Below are 15,857 nucleotides of genomic sequence, written 5' to 3' on the forward strand. Positions count from 1 at the left end.
TCCCCTACGCTTTTTCGCTAGCGTGTCGTGACTTTCGACATGGACGAACCTTTCATTATGTATTCCGGACTCTTAATTATTCTTCTGCCTCTGCTGGCAGGCTGGCTGTTACCGCTTCGGCACGTTGCGTTCCTGAAGGCCGTAAACCGGCTGCTGGGTTGGATGGTCTACGTCATCCTGTTTTTTATGGGCATCAGCCTGGCCTTTCTCGATAATCTCAGCAGCAATCTGGTGACGGTGTTTTATACCGCCGCCGTGGCAACGGCTTGCATTCTACTGTGTAACCTGCTGGCGCTACGCTGGCTTGAGCATCGCCTGCCCTGGCAGCACAGTCACAAACAACAAAAGCTGCCCTCACGTTTGCATATGGCGCTGGAATCGCTGACGTTATGCGGCGTCGTGATCGCCGGCTTTGTGCTGGGCCTGACCCAGTGGCCCTGGCTGCATCATGCGTCAGCCGCCAGTGAATATGCATTACTCTTTTTGCTTCTGCTGGTGGGGATTCAGCTGCGCGGCAGTGGGATGACGCTGCGGCAGATTGTGTTAAACCGCCGTGGCATGATGGTGGCGGGTGCGGTGCTGTTGAGCGCGCTGCTGGGCGGAATGATCGCGGCGCTGATACTGGGGCTGCCGCTGAAAACCGGTCTGGCCTTAGCCAGCGGCTTCGGCTGGTACTCGCTTTCGGGGATTCTGATGACGGAAGCCTTTGGCCCGGTGATCGGCAGCGCGGCATTCTTTAACGATCTGTTGCGAGAGCTTATCGCCATCATGCTGGTGCCCGCGCTGATTGCCCGCCACCGCAGCACAGCGCTGGGCTTATGCGGCGCCACCTCGATGGATTTTACCTTACCGGTATTGCAACGGGCGGGCGGTTCAGAAATCGTTCCGGCTGCGATTGTGCACGGTTTTGTCATGAGCCTGCTTGCGCCGGTCTTGATCGCGCTCTTCTCTGCCTGATGGCTGAATTCAACTTTTGATGCAATTTTTTACGGTTGAGTTGAATCAGCGTCGTCTACGCTTCTTGTGAGCTGTTTGATTCTGCTATCCGGTGGATGGCGACGGATGACCAAGGAGAAGAAGATGAAACAAACCGTAGCGGCGCTGGTGGCCAAAACGCTGGAAAACGCCGGTGTAAAACGTATTTGGGGCGTCACGGGTGACTCATTAAACGGTCTGAGCGACAGCCTGAACCGAATGGGCACCATTGAGTGGATGCCCACCCGCCATGAAGAAGTGGCCGCCTTTTCTGCTGGTGCAGAAGCGCATGTCAGTGGGGAACTGGCAGTATGTGCGGGTTCATGCGGCCCCGGTAACCTGCACTTGATTAACGGCCTTTTTGACTGCCATCGCAATCGCGTGCCGGTCCTGGCGATTGCGGCCCATATTCCTTCCAGCGAAATCGGCAGTGGTTACTTTCAGGAAACCCATCCTCAGGAGCTGTTCCGCGAATGCAGCCACTACTGTGAGCTGGTATCGAACCCCGAGCAGTTGCCGCAGGTGCTGGGCATTGCGATGCGTAAAGCCATCCTGAATCGTGGCGTATCGGTGGTTGTCCTGCCGGGCGATGTCGCGCTGCAGGCCGCACCGGAATCCGCCCGCGCTGACTGGTATCCACCGCAGTTGCCGCTGGTGCTGCCGTCCGCCGATGAGCTGACTACCCTGGCGCAAACCCTGAACGACGCGAAAAATATTACGCTGATGTGCGGCAGCGGCTGCGCAGACGCGCACCGGGAAGTCGTGGAGCTGGCGGCGACGCTGAAAGCGCCGGTGGTCCATGCCCTGCGCGGCAAAGAGCACATTGAATACGATAACCCGTACGATGTGGGCATGACCGGACTGATCGGTTTTTCCTCGGGCTATCATGCCATGATGAATGCCGACACCCTGGTCCTGCTTGGCACCCAGTTCCCCTATCGCGCCTTCTACCCGGAAAAAGCGAAAATTATCCAACTCGACATTAATCCGGGCAGCCTGGGCTCGCACTGCCATGTAGATCAGGCTTATATCGGCGATGTCAAAACCACGCTGCGCGCGCTGCTGCCAAAGCTGCAGGTCAAAACCGAGCAGCGTCACCTGGACAGCGCACTGAAGCATTATGCCGAGGCGCGTAAAGATCTGGATTCGCTGGCAACCGCCAATGATAACCAGCCGATTCATCCGCAATATGTGGCCCAGCAAATCAGTCAACTTGCCGACGACGACGCGATCTTTACCTGCGACGTGGGCACGCCAACCGTCTGGGCGGCTCGCTACCTGAAAATGAACGGTAAACGCCGCCTGCTTGGCTCCTTTAACCACGGTTCAATGGCGAACGCGATGCCGCAGGCCATGGGCGCGCAATCACTCAACCGTGACCGTCAGGTCGTGGCGCTATGCGGCGACGGCGGATTCAGTATGCTGATGGGCGATTTCCTGACCGTCGCCCAGTTGAAGCTGCCGGTAAAACTGGTGATTTTCAACAACAGCTCGCTGGGCTTTGTTGCCATGGAGATGAAGGCCGGCGGTTATCTCACCGACGGCACCGATCTGCACAATCCTGATTTTGCCGCCATTGCTCAGGCCTGTGGTGTTAAAGGCATTCGCGTTGAGAAAGCCTCTGAACTGAATGGCGCGCTGGAACAGGCCTTTGCCCATGATGGCCCGGTCCTGGTCGATGTGATTACCGCAAAAGAAGAACTGGCGATGCCGCCGGAAATTAAGCTGGAACAGGCCAAAGGCTTTAGCCTCTATATGCTACGCGCCGTTATTAACGGCCGCGGTGATGAAGTGCTTGAACTGGCAAAAACCAACTGGCTGCGGTAAAACAGACGGATGTTACAGGCGGGTTCTCCGCCCGCCTGGCATTTTGCTGCCCAGGAGCACAATGTGATTGATCTACGCAGTGATACCGTGACCCGTCCCAGTGCCGCCATGCTACAGGCGATGATGGCTGCTGAAACCGGGGATGATGTTTATCGGGACGATCCTACCGTTAACGCACTGGAAGCCGAAGCGGCGAGGCTGAGTGGTAAAGCCGCTGCGCTGTTTCTGCCCACTGGCACCCAGGCCAATCTGGTGGCGTTGCTGAGCCACTGTCAGCGTGGTGAAGAGTACATTGTGGGCCAGCAGGCGCATAACTATAAGTACGAAGCAGGCGGCGCGGCGGTACTGGGGAGCATCCAACCCCAGCCGATTCTGGCGGCGGCCGACGGCAGCCTGCCGCTGGATGTGGTGGCCGACTTCATCAAACCTGACGATATTCATTTCGCCCCGACCCGGCTCCTGAGCCTGGAGAATACCCATCATGGCAAAGTCCTGCCCGCGGGCTATCTGGAGCAGGCGTGGCATTTTACCCGCAAGCATAAGCTGGCGCTGCACATTGACGGCGCACGTATTTTTAATGCCGTCGTGGCGCAGCAAACCACGCTGGAAAACCTTGCCCGTTATTGCGATACCTTAACTATCTGCTTGTCAAAAGGACTGGGCGCGCCCGTGGGTTCACTGCTCTGCGGCGATACAGATTATATTGAACGCGCGCGTCGCTGGCGCAAGATGACTGGCGGCGGTATGCGTCAGGCGGGGGTGCTGGCAGCGGCGGGGCTGTATGCGTTGCAACACAACGTCGCACGGTTACAGACCGATCACGAGAATGCAGCCTGGCTAGGAGAGGCGCTGCAGAAGATCGGCATTGAGGTCACGGAGCAGCAGACGAATATGCTGTTTGTGCGCGTCCCGGCAGACCAGGTTGACGCGCTGGGTCAGTGGATGAGATCCCATGATGTGCTGATGAGCGTGGGTCCCGTGACCCGAATCGTCACCCATCTGGATGCTGAGCGCCCGGCGCTGGAAAAGGTGCTGTCGCACTGGCGGGCGTTTTTGGCACAGCATCGTCCCGGAGCTCCCGTCACGCCGTCTTCCCTTGCCGCGTCACCTTACGCGAGTCGCTAGATGTTGAGCGCGGTAACCACCGGTTATTGCGCTTCCCCGTATTTTTCCAGCAGCGCCTCTGCAATCGCCAGGGTTTCAGCATCCGCTAAACCCTGATAATTCGCTGGACGGAAATGCATCTGAAACGCCGCAATCAAATTCCGTTGCTGGTTCGCGCTCATCCCTTCCGTGACCTCATAGCCGTAGCGCTGCAGGCGATCAAGCACTGTGGCAACCGGTACGGCGGCATCTCGATGCTGCCCGGCTAAGTAAAAAGCGACGCGCTGCGGATCGGGCCAGGCGCCAATGCCCTGCTCAGCCAGCTGCCGCCACGGGAACCGCGGGCCAGGATCCTGTTTACGCTGAGGGGCGATATCGCCGTGGCCCACGATATTTTCCGGCGCGATACCATACCGGCGGGCGATATCCTTGATGAGGGCGCCGAGCACACGGATTTGTTCGGGAGGAAAAGGCTGCCATTCCAGGCCGGTCAGGGTACGGCGATAGCCGTTGTTCACCAGCTCAATGCCGACTGACGTATCGTTGATACGGGTTGCGCCGCGCCAGAAGCTCGGCCCGGCATGCCAGGCCAGATCCTGCTCCGGTACCAGTTGCAAGATAATGCCCTGCCCCTTGCGCTGCGGCGGCTGGCGAGGAATAAGATAATGGACGCTGACGTCACGATCGGTCAACGTGGCCAGGGAAGAGGAAAAGTCTTCTGCGGTATAGTGAATCACCACCACTTTTACGCGCGGTCGCGCGCCCTGAGCGGGATGACGCAGATCGACCCAATAACCCGGTCGTGATTCTATGCCCGACTGGCAGCCCACCAGCACCCAGAGCGCCAACAGCAGCAGAATACGTTTCAACGAATCACAACCGCCGTGCCGGTCACGCTCACCATCAGCATGCTGCTGTCTTTACCCACGGTTTCGTAATCGATATCAATGCCGACGACCGCATTGGCACCCAGCGCGCTGGCCTGCTCTTCCAGCTCTTTAAAGGCAATCTCGCGCGCTTTGCGCAGTTCCTTTTCATACGCGCCCGAGCGGCCACCGACAATATCGCGAATGCCGGCGAAAAAATCGCGGAAGATGTTGGCACCGAGAATGGCTTCCCCGGTGACCACGCCACAGTAATCCGTAATACTGTGTCCTTCCAGGGTTGGCGTCGTCGAAAATTTCATCGTTTTCTCCTGTTACGTAAACCGGCCAAAGGCTCTTTCACCTAAAAGCAGAACTATACTCTATGTTAAAAAGGCACCTTGCCAGAGAACAATAAGGAAATCGAGATGAGAAACAAAGGTTTTGCGCTTTTGCTCCCGGCCGCGCTACTGCTGAGTGCCTGTACGACAGTAGAGCCGGTAATTAAGGATAACGGCCCACGACTCGCCCCTTGCGTTGAAGGCGGCCCCGACACCGTGGCACAAAAGTTCTACGATATGCGGATCGCACATCCCACCGCCGGTCTGCCTGACACCACCACACTGGCAAACTATCGTCCTTACCTGAGCGAAGGCCTCTATCACGCCCTTCAGGAAGCAAGCCAAAGCCAGAACGCAACACAATGGCACAGCGGCGATCTGTTCTCCAGCCTGGCACAGGGGCCAACTCAGGCTGATGTTGCTGATGCGTCGACCATTCCAAACCGGGATGCCCGCAATATCCCGCTGCGGGTAAACATGAGCCGTGACGATAAGCAGTGGCAGGATGAAGTGTTGATGATCCATCAGGGCAGTTGCTGGGTGGTGGACGATGTCCGCTACGTCGCAGACGTGCCTCACCCGGCAGGCGGTTCTCTGAGCCAGATGCTTGAAAAGGCGAAAAAATAAATAACCTTTACCTCCACGTCTGAACGCGCGGGCTTAACCGCCGGACGCGTTCAGACGGCATTCAGCCTGCCTTTCCAGAAATGCCCGCCGTTCGCCTCACAACATCTTGTGCTAATCTTTTGGGTGTTTACCGCTTATTCGTAAATTTTAAGCCACCTTAATTGCATAACTATTTTGGTGACGTTAAAATCCGCAAAACTAATAGCTATTCAAAATTGGCGCATGAGTATTCAACTAAACGCGATTAACTGTTTCTACGGTGCTCATCAGGCGCTGTTTGACATTAACCTGGAATGTCCGCAAGGCGAAACCCTGGTGCTGCTTGGCCCAAGCGGTGCAGGGAAAAGCTCGCTGTTGCGTGTGCTGAATCTGCTTGAGCACCCGCGCTCTGGTCAGTTGCACATTGCAGGTCACGATTTCGACTTCAGCAAAACGCCTTCGGCGGCGGCAATACGCGAGCTGCGCCAAAACGTAGGCATGGTTTTTCAGCAGTACAATCTCTGGCCCCATCTGACGGTACTGCAAAACCTGATGGAAGCGCCCTGCCGTGTACTGGGCTTAAGCAAAGCCGATGCCCGGGCCCGAGCCGACAAGCTGCTCGATCGTCTGCGTCTCACCAGCTACAGCGACCGCTTTCCCCTGCACCTCTCTGGCGGACAGCAGCAACGTGTTGCGATTGCCCGCGCGCTGATGATGGAGCCGCAGATCCTGTTATTTGATGAACCGACCGCCGCGCTCGACCCCGAAATCACCGCACAGATTGTCAGTATCATTCGCGAACTGGCCCAGACCCAGATTACCCAGGTGATCGTGACCCATGAGGTGGAAGTGGCGCGTAAAACGGCCAGCCGTGTGGTGTACATGGAAAACGGTCATATTGTGGAACAGGGCGATGCCAGCCGCTTTACACAGCCGCAAACCGAGGCGTTTGCACATTATCTTTCGCACTAAGTCAGGATGCTAAAAATGAAAAAAGTCGTACTTGCTGCACTGCTTGCCGGATTAAGTCTGAGCGCTTCCGCTGCCGAAACCATTCGTATTGCTACTGAGGCTTCCTATCCTCCTTTTGAATTTGTTGATGCGAATAACAAAATTCAGGGCTTTGATGTCGATCTGGCTAATGCGCTGTGTAAAGAGATGGATGCGACCTGTACATTCACCAACCAGGCCTTTGACAGCCTGATCCCCAGCCTGAAATTCCGCCGCTTTGATGCGGTGATGGCAGGCATGGACATCACCCCTGAACGTGAAAAGCAGGTCCTGTTCAGCAAACCTTACTATGACAACTCGGCGATCTTCGTTGCGCAGAAGGGCAAAGTGGCGAGCGTTGAGGCGCTGAAAGGCAAGCGCGTCGGCGTGCAGAATGGCACCACGCATCAAAAATACCTGACGGACAAGCACGCGGATATTACCGTGGTGCCTTACGACAGCTACCAGAATGCGGTACTGGATCTGAAAAATGGCCGCATCGATGCCGTCTTTGGTGACAGCGCCGTGGTCAACGAGTGGCTGAAGCAGAACGCTAACCTGGCCCCGGTGGGTGAGAAAGTAACGGATAAAGCGTATTTCGGTACCGGTCTGGGCATTGCTGTGCGTCAGGGAAATACCGAGCTGCAAAGCAAATTCAACACGGCACTGGACAAAATCAAAGCCGATGGCACCTACAAAACCATCTACAGCAAATGGTTCCAGCAGTAATTTCTGATGAATGAAATAATCCCGCTTGCAAGCGCCGCCGGCATGACCGTCGGCCTTGCTGTTTGTGCCCTCATCGCTGGCCTGGTGCTGGCGATGATCTTTGCCGGCTGGGAGTCACTGCGACTGAAGCCGCTGGCGTGGATCGGAACCACGCTCGTCACGCTGATTCGCGGCCTGCCGGAAATCCTGGTCGTGCTGTTTATCTACTTCGGCGCATCACAGCTGCTGCTGACCTTATCCGACGGCTTTACGCTGAACTTCGGCCTGTTTACGCTGCCGGTTCAGATGCACATTGAAAACTTTGACGTTAGCCCGTTCCTCTGTGGTGTTATTGCTCTGGCCATGCTTTATGCGGCCTATGCTTCTCAAACCCTGCGCGGCGCGCTTAAAGCCGTCCCGATTGGACAGTGGGAATCCGGCCAGGCGCTCGGCATGAAAAAGTCAGCGATTTTTTTTCGTCTGATTATGCCGCAAATGTGGCGCCATGCCTTGCCAGGCCTGGGAAACCAGTGGCTGGTTTTGCTAAAGGATACGGCGCTGGTGTCGCTGATTAGCGTTAACGATCTTATGTTGCAGACGAAAAGTATCGCGACCCGCACCCAGGAGCCTTTCACCTGGTTTTTAGTGGCGGCGGCCATTTATCTGGCGATCACGCTTTTCAGTCAGGCCGTACTGCGCCGAATTGAACTGCGCACCACGCGTTTTGAGCGGGGGAACAGCTGATGCTGAGCTATCTACCCGAACTGCTTAAAGGGCTTAACACCAGCCTGAGCCTGACCGCGGCCTCGCTCGTAACCGCGCTGCTGCTGTCGCTGCTCTTTACCATCGTACTGGCCTTGAAAACCCCGCTGTTTTCTCCGCTGGTAAAAGGCTTTATTACCCTGTTTACCGGCACGCCGCTGCTGGTGCAGATCTTCCTGATCTACTACGGGCCGGGCCAGTTTCCCAGCCTGCAAACGCTGCCCTGGTTATGGCATCTGTTATCACAGCCCTGGCTCTGCGCCATGCTGGCCCTGTCGCTTAACAGCGCGGCCTACACGACTCAGCTGTTCTACGGCGCCGTTCGTGCCATTCCCGCTGGTCAGTGGCAGTCCTGTGAAGCCCTGGGCATGACGCCCCGGCAAACCCTGCGTATTTTGCTGCCTTATGCGTTTAAGCGCGCCCTGTCTTCTTACTCCAACGAAGTGGTGCTGGTGTTTAAGGGCACATCCCTGGCGTTTACCATTACGCTGATGGAGGTCATGGGCCATGGTCAACTGCTGTATGGCCGGACCTATGACGTCACGGTCTACGCGGCTGCCGGGCTGATTTACCTCTGTGTCAACGGGCTGCTCACCATTATGATGCGCCTGATCGAGAAACGCGCCCTGGCGTTCGAACGGCGAAATTAACCCGCAGGCAGGGCAGCCTGCCTGATTAATTTTATAATCATATTTATTGCATAAAAATTCATTTACTGGCATCGTGTGGCGCATTCACTTGCTGTGTTATTGATGGCTAACGGGAGCCTGTAATGAAAAAATGGATGATTGCCGCTGCACTGGTAAGCCTGGCCGTAAGCGCTCAGGCTGCTGAGAAAATTCGCTTCGCGACCTCTGCCACCTACCCACCTTTCGAATCGCTGAACAGCGATAATCAGATTGTCGGTTTCGACATCGATCTGGCGAAAGCGCTGTGCGAACAGATGAAAGCGGAATGCTCGTTTACCAACACGGCCTTTGACAGCCTGATCCCCTCACTTAAGTTCCGCCGCTATGACGCCGTGATTGCCGGTATGGATATCACCGCTGAACGCAGTAAGCAGGTTGACTTCACTCAGCCCTATTACGCGAACTCCGCCATTGTGATTGCGCCTAAAGGGAAATTTACCGCTATTGATGCGCTGAAAGGCAAACGTATCGGCGTTGAGAACGGTACAACGCACCAGAAATATCTGCAGGACAAGCATCCGGAAATCAACGTCGTCGCGTATGACAGCTATCAGAATGCGATTCTGGACATGAAAAACGGACGTCTTGACGGCGTATTTGGCGACAGCGCAGTTGTCAATCAGTGGTTAAAAACCAACAACGATCTGGCCAGCGTCGGTGAACACGTTACGGACCCGGCGTACTTTGGTACCGGCCTGGGGATTGCGGTGCGCAAAGGTAACGCCCCACTGCGGGATAAATTTAATCAGGCGCTGGCGGCCCTGAAAGCCAACGGCAGCTGGCAGAAAATCAATCAGAAATGGTTCCCTGAATAACGCTCATGGGCCAGCGGCGTTTCTGCTGATCGGTTCTGCACTCTTCTCCGTTCAGCAGAGGATCAGGCTGGCCCGCCTGACCGTTGACGCGTCAGTAGCGTCAGCACTTCAAAATGCGCCGTGTGCGGAAACATATCGAACAGCTGTACCTGGGTAACCTCGTAATCCTTCAGCCGGGCAATATCCTGTGCCATGGTCTGCGGATTGCAGCTTGAATAGAGCACATAGTCAGGCGCCATGGCGCTCAGATAATCACACAGCGCTTCCCCAATCCCGCGACGCGGCGGATTCACCAGCACCAGCTGTGGCACCCTATCCCGCTCAGTGGCAAACGCGGTGGAATCCAGTGCGGCAAAACTGACGTTGTTCAGACCCAGCATCTGCGCAGAGCGCTGCGCGCACTGGATGGCTTCGGGACTGATCTCAATACCGGTAAGCGCTAACGTGGGTGAGGCACAATGCAGGCCAAATCCGCCCACGCCGCAAAACAGATCCCACATGCTGGTCACCGGCAGTTGACGTACCCAGTCGCGCGCCGTCGCGTACAGCGCACTGGCGACCTGAGGATTGGTCTGGAAAAAGCTTTGTGGTCGAATCCACAACGGCACGCCGTTAAACTCGTCCGCCAGCGCCTGAGTGGATGTCAATGCGACCTCCTCGTCCCCTTCCAGAATAGCCATATGCACCGGCTGTATGTTGGCTGAAATGACCTTTAGCTGTGGGAGTTGCTGCTGTAGCCACGGCAGGGCGTTACGCAGCTGTGTCAGTTTGGTGTGCGACCGCAGGACAAAACGCAGCATCATGCCGCCCTGGGTACTTTCGGTGAGCAGCAAATACTTCAGTTCACCGCGCTGACGTTCAATGTTATACGGCGTTAAACCGGCACGCGCGATAAAGGGTTTTAAGGTCGCCAGTACCGGGGAAAAGCTGTCAGGATAGAGCGGACATGCGCAAAGATCTGTCGCCTCGCCGTTGCGCTGCACCATGCCGAAAACCGGACGCTCAACGCTGCCGCTTACCACCATCTTTGCTTTATTGCGGAACCCTTGCTGCGCTGAGGTTACCGGCGGCAGCCACTGTTTAACCGGAAACGCGGCCAGCAGTTGGTTCAGCCGGGCCCCTTTATCATCAAGCTGCTGGGGATAGGGTTTTTCAAGCCACTGGCAAGAGCGGCAACGGTGAGCGTCATAGAGCGCGCAGTGCATGGTAAAGCCTGTATTAACTGTCGGGAAGGTTGGCGGAGCGCGATTGTATCACCGCTTGCGGAAAAATGCGCGGCTGCTGGCGGGCAGAAAAAGCAGTAATAACACCATCAGATCGGGCAGTTTTTGCAGCAGCGTGCGGTGAATAATCTGCAGATTATTTTCACCTGCAATACTGTAGATTTCCGGATAGATCCCGCCTGTGGAGGCCATCAACATATATAACAGCACCACAATTTGCGCCGCCACGAATCCCCAGCGTCCCCGGTTGCTTCCGCGCATCAGCGTGAAGGCACAGCGCAATTCAAATAAGAAAATGACCTGGCTGGCGATGAAGATCAGCGTGGAATCCCATGACTGCGCACTGCGATGGACAAAGTTGGCCAGCTCGGTATAACCCAGTTCATTCGCCAGCATCAACACGCTCAGGCAGCGCGTTGCGATAATCGCCACGCCCGCCACCGTGACGGGGACCGGGGCAGCCGGTAAAACAGCGCCGTGTTTAAGCATTTCCGACATGTCTTTCACTCCACCATGACGATAAAAAGGCTGGATTAACCAGCCCTTCTATAGAATGGCAAAAGTCGGGGATTTCAGCCACGTTTCGCTTTCTGAATATCGCTTAAACGCTGTTTTTCTTCATGTGCCATGACGCGCCAGGCAATAAAGCCCACGATGCCCACAACGAACAGGATCAGGGAAGCCAGCGCGTTGATCTCCGGATTAACGCCACGTCGTACCGTGGCAAAAATCGCCATCGGTAAGGTGGTGGCACCCGGGCCGGTCACAAAGCTGGCAATCACCAGGTCATCCAGTGACAGGGTAAAGGCCAGCAGCCAGCCGGTCACGATGGCCGGCGCAATCATCGGCACCGTGATCACAAAGAAGACCTTCAACGGCGTCGCGCCAAGATCCATTGCGGCTTCCTCAATTGACCGGTCCAACTCGCGCAGGCGCGAATTGATCACCACCGCCACGTAGGCGGTACAGAAGGTCACGTGCGCCAGCCAGATGGTGAGCGTACCGCGTTCTGTCGGCCAGCCCAGCGCATTGCCGAGCCCGACAAACAGCAACAGCAGCGACAGGCCGGTAATCACATCGGGCATGACCAGCGGTGCAGTGAGCATAAAGGCAAAGCCGTTATGGCCACGAAAACGCCCAAACCGCACGATGATCACCGCCGCCATGGTACCCAGCACCACCGCCATGGTGGCGGAAAGCGCGGCAATGGTGAGGCTCAGCAGCACCGCATCGATCATGGCATCGTCCTGAAACAGCACCTGATACCAGTGAAATGAAAACCCTTCCCAGACCGTAACCAGTTGGGAACTGTTAAAGGAGTAAACCACCAGCAGCAGCATGGGCGCGTACAGAAACATAAAGCAGCAGGCCAAAATCGCCGTGCGCCAGGGAGAGCGGATCGTTGGCAGATTATTCATCCCTTCTCTCCCATTTCTCGGTTTTGATGTTTATGGAACCAGATAATCGGCAGAATCAAAATCAGCAAAATGATCACCGCCAGCGCGGAGGCCACCGGCCAGTCGCGGTTGTTAAAGAACTCCTGCCAGAGAATACGACCAATCATGATGCTGTCCGGTCCGCCCAGCAGTTCGGGAATCACGTACTCGCCGACCGCCGGGATAAACACCAGCATGGAACCGGCAATGATGCCGCCTTTGGTCAGAGGCACGATCACGCTGAAGAAGGTTTTCAGCGGGCGCGCGCCCAGGTCCAGCGAGGCTTCCACCAGCGAGTAATCGATACGCGTCAGCGCGGTATAGATGGGCAAGACCATAAACGGCAGATAGCAGTACACAATCCCGATATAGACCGCCGTATTGGTGTAGAGGATCACCAGTGGATGATCGATCACGCCTGTCCACATCAGAAAACGATTAAGAATACCGTTATTGTTCAGCAGCCCCATCCAGGCGTAAACCCGCACCAGGAACGACGTCCACGACGGCAATATGACCAGCAGCAGCAGGACAGACCGCATCGAGGGCTTACTGTGCGCGACGGCCCAGGCCAGCGGATAACCAATCAGCAGACAGATGACAGTGGAGATCGCGGCCACTTTTAACGACTGCAAATAGGCGTCGATATACAGCGGATCCTCACTGAGCGTGACATAGTTGCCCAGATTCAACACCAGACTCAGCTGATCGTCAGCCCAGGTGACCAACTCGGTGTAAGGCGGAATAGCACGGGCAATATCCGCAAAGCTGATTTTTAAAACAATCAGGAACGGCAACAGAAAAAACAGAATCAGCCACAGGTAAGGCAATGCAATGACGAGCTTGCGCCCGTGCTGCATTTTTATGCGCGTTGCCCAGCGCTGCAAGGGTGTACCGAGCAGCTTAGCCGGGGCTTTCGTGCGTTGAAAAATCTGGCTCATCGCGCCTCCTTAAACTGTCAAAACCACGCAGCTGTCACTGTCCCAGCACAGGCGCACCTGGTCGCCCCAGGTCGGCATACCTTTGCGGTAGCGATGTTCATTTTGCAGCTGGGCACTGAGCATCTGACCGCTGTGCAGGCGAACATGGTAAATGGAGAGATCGCCCAGATACGCGATGTGTACCACCTCACCGTCCGCGACGTTACAGCCATCGGCAGGGATCTCTTCACACAGCATCACCTTTTCCGGGCGCAGGGCAACGTGAACCGGCACGTTATCGACGACCGACACATCGGAATCCACTTTCAGAGGATGCTTGAGGCCCGGACTGTCAATCACCAGGCCGTCTTCCTGACGTTCACGCAGCAGACCGTCGAACACGTTAACTGAACCGATAAACTCGGCGCTGTAGCGGCTGGTAGGATGCTCGTAAATCTCTTCCGGCTCACCAATTTGCACGAATTTGCCCCGGTTCATGATGGCAATTCGCCCCGCCATCGTCATGGCCTCTTCCTGATCGTGCGTCACCATCACGCAGGTCGCCCCGACCCGCTCCAGAATATCGACCACTTCCAATTGCATACGGTCGCGTAGCTTTTTGTCCAGCGCCCCCATGGGTTCATCCAGTAGCAGCAGTTTAGGCCGCTTTGCCAGGCTGCGCGCCAGCGCCACGCGCTGCCGTTGACCCCCTGAAAGCTGGTGCGGCTTACGTTTGGCAAATTCCTGCATGTGCACCAATGACAGCATTTCTTCCACGCGGCTGGCGATTTCGCCCTTTGCCAGTTTGTCTTGCTTTAGGCCAAAGGCGATGTTCTGCTCCACCGTCATATGGGGGAACAGCGCATAGCTCTGAAACATCATATTGATCGGCCGTTGATAGGGCGCGACATGGGAGAGATCGTGCCCATCCAGCACAATCTGGCCGCTGGTGGGCTGTTCAAAACCCGCCAGCATGCGTAACAGGGTAGATTTGCCACAGCCGGACGCGCCGAGCAGAGCGAAAATCTCCCCTTTGTAAATGGTCAGGCTGACATCATCCACGGCATGCTGGCCGTCAAACGATTTGGTCAGGTTGCGAATTTCCAGCAGCGGCGTTAACGCTTTTGCGGTTTTATTTTGCGGGCGAGGGATGGCATCGTTCACGAATGTAGTTCTCCGGAGCCAGGCGGAACAACGCGGCAAACAGTGCCGCTAAAAATGGCACAACAGAGGCCTGCACTGCGCCTCTGTTGCTGTCACAAAACATATGCTGTCGAATTACTTACCGCTTTTAACCTTAGTCCATGCACGCGTACGCACACGATCCAGTTTTGGATCCTGAACCTTCAGCACAAACAGTTTGGCCATGGCATCCGGCGTCGGGTAAATACCCGGGTTATTACGGATATCGGCATTAATCAGCGGCAGTGACGCTTTATTGCCGTTGGCGTAATTCATTTTATTGGAGATGTCAGCAATCACTTTCGGATCCATGATGTAGTTCAGCCAGGTGTAAGCGGCATCCACATCTTTCGCGTCTTTTGGAATCGCCATCATATCGAAGAAGGCCAGTGCGCCCTCTTTCGGTACGCTGTAACCAATGTTGACGCCATTCTTTGCTTTCTCCGCACGGTTTTTCGCCTGAAGAATATCGCCTGACCAGCCAATAGCCACACAGATATTGCCGTTCGCCAGATCGTTAATATATTGCGAAGAGTGGAAGTAACGAATATTCGGACGCAGCTTAAGTAGCAGATCCGTCGCGGCGCCAGAATAATCTTTTGCATCGCTGCTGTTAGGATCTTTGCCCAAATAATTAAGTACGGTTGCGAAGATCTCTTCAGGCGCATCCAGGAAAGACACGCCACAGCTTTTCAGTTTTTCCAGGTTTTCCGGCTTCAAGACCAGATCCCAACTGTTTACCGGCGCATCCGCGCCCAGCGCAGCTTTCACTTTTTCGACGTTATAGCCAATGCCGGTGGTGCCCCACAAATAAGGAATCGCATATTTGTTACCCGGATCGTGTTGCGCCACTTTCGCCATTAACGCGGGATCCAGATTTTTATAATTTGGCAGTTTGCTTTTATCCAGCGGCTGAAACACGCCGGACTGAAGCTGACGCGCCAGGAAACTGGAAGAAGGCACCACGACATCGTAACCCGTACTGCCGGCCATCAGTTTGCCTTCCAGCACTTCATTGGAATCAAACACGTCGTAGACGACTTTAATGCCGGTCTGCTTTTCGAAATTAGGCACGGTATCTGGCGAAATATAATCCGACCAGTTATAAACGTGCAGCGTCTTATCTTCCGCCATGGTACTGGCTGAAGCAGCCATCAGCACCCCAGCAACCACACCTGACAACCATTTTTGACGTTGGTTGAACATGCTTTTAATCCTCCTGAGCGGGTTATAACAACGCTGCACATCAGTGATTCAGTTTTGCGTTTTATGATTAAAATTCAGTGACACAATGAATCATTATTCAGTGGACGTTTAATAGTAAAAACCTATACCTGCGCGGCAATCTAAGGCTTGTCGCCGCCCCGCAAGCATAGCCCCCCCGTTAAGGGTTCACCAGACCTCAGCGTAAAAAAC

At 55.5% G+C, this 15,857-nt stretch carries 17 protein-coding genes; 9 read left to right on the top strand and 8 right to left on the bottom strand.

Annotated features, from left to right (window positions below; all coding sequences use genetic code 11):
- Positions 1-57 precede the first annotated feature (57 nt).
- The 3 genes from AAIE03_RS11105 to ltaE all read left to right on the top strand — a co-directional run bounded on the left by AAIE03_RS11105 (position 58) and on the right by ltaE (position 3,927).
- A complete protein-coding gene (locus AAIE03_RS11105; protein ID WP_024470921.1) occupies positions 58-957 on the top strand; it encodes a LysO family transporter in 900 nt (299 codons plus the stop codon).
- A gap of 123 nt (positions 958-1,080) precedes the next feature.
- A complete protein-coding gene (gene poxB / locus AAIE03_RS11110) occupies positions 1,081-2,802 on the top strand; it encodes a ubiquinone-dependent pyruvate dehydrogenase (protein ID WP_072137911.1) in 1,722 nt (573 codons plus the stop codon).
- Positions 2,803-2,865: 63 nt separating this feature from the next.
- Positions 2,866-3,927, top strand: a complete 1,062-nt coding sequence (gene ltaE / locus AAIE03_RS11115; protein ID WP_227008653.1) for a low-specificity L-threonine aldolase — start codon at positions 2,866-2,868, stop codon at positions 3,925-3,927.
- Positions 3,928-3,950: 23 nt separating this feature from the next.
- On the opposite strand, the gene AAIE03_RS11120 is transcribed toward ltaE, so the two are convergent.
- Positions 3,951-4,775 (bottom strand): N-acetylmuramoyl-L-alanine amidase, encoded by an 825-nt coding sequence (locus AAIE03_RS11120; protein WP_126843061.1) that lies wholly within the window; start codon positions 4,773-4,775, stop codon positions 3,951-3,953.
- Complete coding sequence (locus tag AAIE03_RS11125) at positions 4,772-5,092, bottom strand: heavy metal-binding domain-containing protein (RefSeq protein WP_013025214.1); 321 nt, start codon at positions 5,090-5,092, stop codon at positions 4,772-4,774. Before AAIE03_RS11125 ends, AAIE03_RS11120 begins: the two co-directional genes overlap by 4 nt.
- Before the next feature lie 105 nt (positions 5,093-5,197).
- On the opposite strand from AAIE03_RS11125, the gene AAIE03_RS11130 reads away from it, so the two are divergent.
- The 6 genes from AAIE03_RS11130 (at position 5,198) to artJ (AAIE03_RS11155) (ending at position 9,680) form a co-directional block, all read left to right on the top strand.
- The gene (locus tag AAIE03_RS11130) at positions 5,198-5,737 is read left to right on the top strand and encodes a lipoprotein (protein ID WP_014593303.1); all 540 of its coding nucleotides are present in this window, start codon (positions 5,198-5,200) and stop codon (positions 5,735-5,737) included.
- 222 nt (positions 5,738-5,959) lie between these two features.
- Positions 5,960-6,688, top strand: a complete 729-nt coding sequence (gene artP / locus AAIE03_RS11135) for an arginine ABC transporter ATP-binding protein ArtP (RefSeq protein ID WP_014593302.1) — start codon at positions 5,960-5,962, stop codon at positions 6,686-6,688.
- A gap of 15 nt (positions 6,689-6,703) precedes the next feature.
- Entirely contained in the window at positions 6,704-7,435 is a 732-nt protein-coding gene (gene artJ / locus AAIE03_RS11140; protein ID WP_014606210.1) for an arginine ABC transporter substrate-binding protein, read from the top strand.
- Between the two features lie 6 nt (positions 7,436-7,441).
- Positions 7,442-8,158 carry an arginine ABC transporter permease ArtQ gene (gene artQ / locus AAIE03_RS11145; protein WP_015700667.1) on the top strand — a complete coding sequence of 239 codons (717 nt, stop codon included), beginning with the start codon at positions 7,442-7,444 and terminating at the stop codon, positions 8,156-8,158.
- Entirely contained in the window at positions 8,158-8,826 is a 669-nt protein-coding gene (gene artM, locus AAIE03_RS11150; RefSeq protein ID WP_013025209.1) for an arginine ABC transporter permease ArtM, read from the top strand. Before artQ ends, artM begins: the two co-directional genes overlap by 1 nt.
- A gap of 122 nt (positions 8,827-8,948) precedes the next feature.
- On the top strand, positions 8,949-9,680 hold the full coding sequence (gene artJ, locus AAIE03_RS11155) for an arginine ABC transporter substrate-binding protein (RefSeq protein WP_015700668.1): 732 nt from the start codon (positions 8,949-8,951) through the stop codon (positions 9,678-9,680).
- Between the two features lie 62 nt (positions 9,681-9,742).
- Here artJ (AAIE03_RS11155) and rlmC read toward each other — a convergent pair whose 3' ends face one another.
- From rlmC to potF, 6 genes are all read right to left on the bottom strand, one after another.
- Positions 9,743-10,885 (bottom strand): 23S rRNA (uracil(747)-C(5))-methyltransferase RlmC, encoded by a 1,143-nt coding sequence (gene rlmC, locus AAIE03_RS11160; RefSeq protein WP_015700669.1) that lies wholly within the window; start codon positions 10,883-10,885, stop codon positions 9,743-9,745.
- A gap of 48 nt (positions 10,886-10,933) precedes the next feature.
- On the bottom strand, positions 10,934-11,401 hold the full coding sequence (locus AAIE03_RS11165; RefSeq protein WP_014593297.1) for a YbjO family protein: 468 nt from the start codon (positions 11,399-11,401) through the stop codon (positions 10,934-10,936).
- Positions 11,402-11,475: 74 nt separating this feature from the next.
- Entirely contained in the window at positions 11,476-12,321 is an 846-nt protein-coding gene (gene potI / locus AAIE03_RS11170; RefSeq protein ID WP_013025205.1) for a putrescine ABC transporter permease PotI, read from the bottom strand.
- Entirely contained in the window at positions 12,318-13,280 is a 963-nt protein-coding gene (potH, locus tag AAIE03_RS11175; RefSeq protein WP_013025204.1) for a putrescine ABC transporter permease PotH, read from the bottom strand. Before potH ends, potI begins: the two co-directional genes overlap by 4 nt.
- A 9-nt stretch (positions 13,281-13,289) precedes the next feature.
- Positions 13,290-14,423, bottom strand: a complete 1,134-nt coding sequence (potG, locus tag AAIE03_RS11180) for a putrescine ABC transporter ATP-binding subunit PotG (protein WP_014606214.1) — start codon at positions 14,421-14,423, stop codon at positions 13,290-13,292.
- Positions 14,424-14,537: 114 nt separating this feature from the next.
- The gene (gene potF / locus AAIE03_RS11185) at positions 14,538-15,647 is read right to left on the bottom strand and encodes a spermidine/putrescine ABC transporter substrate-binding protein PotF (RefSeq protein WP_014593294.1); all 1,110 of its coding nucleotides are present in this window, start codon (positions 15,645-15,647) and stop codon (positions 14,538-14,540) included.
- Between the last annotated feature and the right edge of the window lie 210 nt (positions 15,648-15,857).

The sequence above is a fragment of the Pantoea sp. Ae19-2 genome (genome assembly GCF_059801205.1).